Raw genomic sequence first — 3,156 nt, 5'->3', positions numbered from 1 at the left:
TCGGAGATGTGTATAAGAGACAGGAAGACCGTTTATAAAAACAGGAATCAATACAACTAAAAAAAATGCATACAAAATGATCCGTTTGAGCAGGATCCTGTCTCTATGATGATAACAATACTTGATTCCACAAATCATTCCCCAAATCAAAATACACCCTAAAGCGATCAGATTTGCCCTGGAAACAGTCATTAGTGTCATTCCAATTGATGCGGAAATGATTGGAATCATCCAGATTTTCTTGCGCCCAGTCCAAGTGATCAGTAAATAAATCCCGCAAACGCATGATGCCACAGCAGATTTTGCCACTCCGTTAGGATCCGCGGCAATTCCCCCATATCTTCCCCAAAAGGTATCATCCATCCCCGCTGGTGCACAAATCATATTTACAAAATAATAGCAAATAAAGCAAAGCACTCCTATGATTGCAATACACCGAAACAAGGTATCAAAGTCTCGACGATAGCACCATACGATAATAAAGGGTGGCATAAGAAACGTCATAAAAAGTCCCATTAAAATATAACTGTATCCTATGTAATGATGGATCCCTGAAATCACGATCACAATACCGCAAAGCATCAGGACATACATGAGCCAGGATCGTATTTTTACCATTTCTATTTTTCGATCAATACTGGCAATAAGAAATCCTATAAATGCGCATGTGCCTATGAAGCTGTTCAGCATGGCCGGATAATCGTATAGGAAAAACCGCTTAGCCTGATAAAAATAGGTCGATACAATAATAATGGTCAAACAACTATACATCAATATCGACCGTGTTCTCTGGGACAAACCTGAGGTATGCTTATATATAAAATTCAATATTGGAATATATAATTTTTCTACGATCATAACAACTCGCTTTCTATTGGTTTTATTTATTCTCCAGATACTGCACCGTCCGCATCAAGCCTTCTTTTAGAGAATACTGAGGCTGCCAGCCAATATTATGCAGGCGATCACTGTTAAGGATCCCCAGGGTAAAGGGCGCTGCTCCAGTATCTTTCGTTTCTTTTGGCAGATCCATCACTACTTGAATATCACGATCCGCATAAGCATCTGCCAGTGTTTCTGCCAGTTGACGAATAGATACGGTGGATTCCGGACTGGATATATTGTAAACCATTTCATCGGAATCCAGCAAAATCCGAAATATAGCAGCTACGGCATCGCTGACATAGGTATATGTGCGAATCGGTTTTCCTTCGCTCTTCATTACGATATTTCTATCGTTTATCACATCTCGCAGAAAATCCGCCTGAACCCGGCCGTCATCTACGGACATTCCCGGACCATAAGTATGTGCCAGGCGTGCCACCTTAACATTGAGTCCATACTGCTGTGCGAAGGATGCACACATGGTTTCAGCAGCTTTCTTGCCCTCCGGATAGCAGGAGCGTGGGGAAAGGGGGTCTACAAACCCATAGCTATCTTCCGTAAATTCTTTCTGATCATCGTAGGGCTGTCCATAGATTTCACGAGAAGAAATAAACAGATACCCCTCTGCATGACTTCTGCGTGCCAGATCCAGGGTGTAATAAGCACCCAAAGTATTTGCAGCAATCGTCCCCACCGGATCTTCTCGCATGATCAGTGGACTGGCCGGGCTGGCTGCGTGAATGATATAATGGAAATCCACATCCGTTTGGATCGGCTCTGCTACACTTTGACGGAGCACCTTGACCTGATCTCGAACATCCTCCGGCAGCTTTTCCGGATGGCGTACTAATGCGTACAGTTCCAGATCATTTCCAGAAATCTCTTTCCACTGAAGGATCGTCCTGCTGATGTAGCTTCCCAGCATACCACCGGCTCCCGTTATCAATATACGCTTACCGTCAAAATTTTCCCAGCTGATGTCTTGTTTTAATATGTCTCGTGCATCTTCCTGTAAAATATGGTTCATAGCTGTCCTCTATTTCTTTAAATTCTGTGCGATCTCTCCCGGAGCCAGGCCTAGTGCCTGCTGCGTCTCTTTATACTCCAGCATTGCACGGAATACATACAGATCCTCCGGCGTCGTCACCTTGATATTGCCCCGGTTTCCTTCCACCAGATGAACTTCTTTCCCGACAGAACGCATCAAGGTACAAGTATCGATAATTCCCTCATAATTCGGATTGTTTTTCCGCACCTGGTCGTGTGCCTGCAGTACATCTCCAAGCCAAAAGCTCTGTGGTGCCTGTGCAGTATAGAATGAACTGCGATCCGGGGACTCTTCCACCACGTTTCCACTATGGCTGATGATAGGAGTTTCAAAAAACTTTGTGCAGGTCACTGCCGATCCATATTCTCGGACACTTCTCAGATTAGCATCGATCACTTCCGCTGTAATGCATGGGCGCACGCCGTCATGGATCATAACGATATTATCCCGTCCTTCGCCCTCACAGGCTGCTCGCAATCCATTCAGGATCGAATCCTGCCCTGTTGCTCCGCCCGGCACGATATCCTTCACCTTGCTGATCAGAAAACGTTTGACTAACTTTTGCAAACGCGAGATGCAGTCTTCCTTGCATGCTACATAAATAGCATCCACTGCCGGATGCTCTTCAAAAATTTCCAGCGTGTGAATAATGATAGGTTTTCCATTTACTTCGATAAACTGCTTCGGAAGTCCGGATCCCATACGAGCTCCGCTTCCTCCTGCAAATATGATCGCAATGTTTTTCATGTTCTATTCCTCCTGCAGCAGGATCTCATCGATTACCCGGTCCGATGCATCGCCGCGATATCCGCCAAAATTGTCCTTTGCAAACTGGATGATCTTCTCGGTTTCAAAATCTTTCTGTTCCAGACATTCCATCAACTGATCAAAGGTATCGCAGACCTTTCCCGGGGCGCTCTCTAAAATGCTCCGGTGCACACCTCGTGTCAGTTCATAAAACTCCCTGTCGTAAGTATAGAATACAACAGGCCTCTGCAACAATGCATATTCAAAGTAGTTAGAAGAATAATCCGTGATCAGAAGATCTGTCACATAATACAACTTGTTGATATCCGGAAAGCTGCTGAATTCCCGGATGCGATCCTGCAAAAGTTCAGGGATTTCCGGCAGTGTCTTCACAAATGGATGCATTTTTATCAAGAAAACAGCATCTTCTTTTTGGCAAAACTCATATATCCTCTGGAAATCCAGTTTGGAATAAT

The 3,156-nt window shown here is 44.4% G+C and carries 4 protein-coding genes; all 4 read right to left on the bottom strand.

Features of this window, described 5'->3' with window-relative positions; genetic code table 11:
- Positions 1–858: hypothetical protein (locus tag H8876_RS00965; protein WP_249286158.1), on the bottom strand; the 858-nt coding region annotated here is incomplete at its 3' end.
- A 22-nt stretch (positions 859–880) separates the two neighbouring features.
- Positions 881–1,912 carry an NAD-dependent epimerase/dehydratase family protein gene (locus tag H8876_RS00960; RefSeq protein WP_249286157.1) on the bottom strand — a complete coding sequence of 344 codons (1,032 nt, stop codon included), beginning with the start codon at positions 1,910–1,912 and terminating at the stop codon, positions 881–883.
- A gap of 9 nt (positions 1,913–1,921) precedes the next feature.
- The gene (locus tag H8876_RS00955) at positions 1,922–2,680 is read right to left on the bottom strand and encodes an IspD/TarI family cytidylyltransferase (RefSeq protein WP_177264658.1); all 759 of its coding nucleotides are present in this window, start codon (positions 2,678–2,680) and stop codon (positions 1,922–1,924) included.
- 3 nt (positions 2,681–2,683) lie between these two features.
- Positions 2,684–3,156: CDP-glycerol glycerophosphotransferase family protein (locus tag H8876_RS00950; RefSeq protein ID WP_249286156.1), on the bottom strand; the 473-nt coding region annotated here is incomplete at its 5' end.

Origin of the sequence: Lentihominibacter faecis (assembly GCF_014306095.1) — a bacterium.
GTDB lineage: Bacteria > Bacillota > Clostridia > Peptostreptococcales > Anaerovoracaceae > Lentihominibacter > Lentihominibacter faecis.
This window is presented reverse-complemented; position numbering and strand designations above follow the sequence as displayed.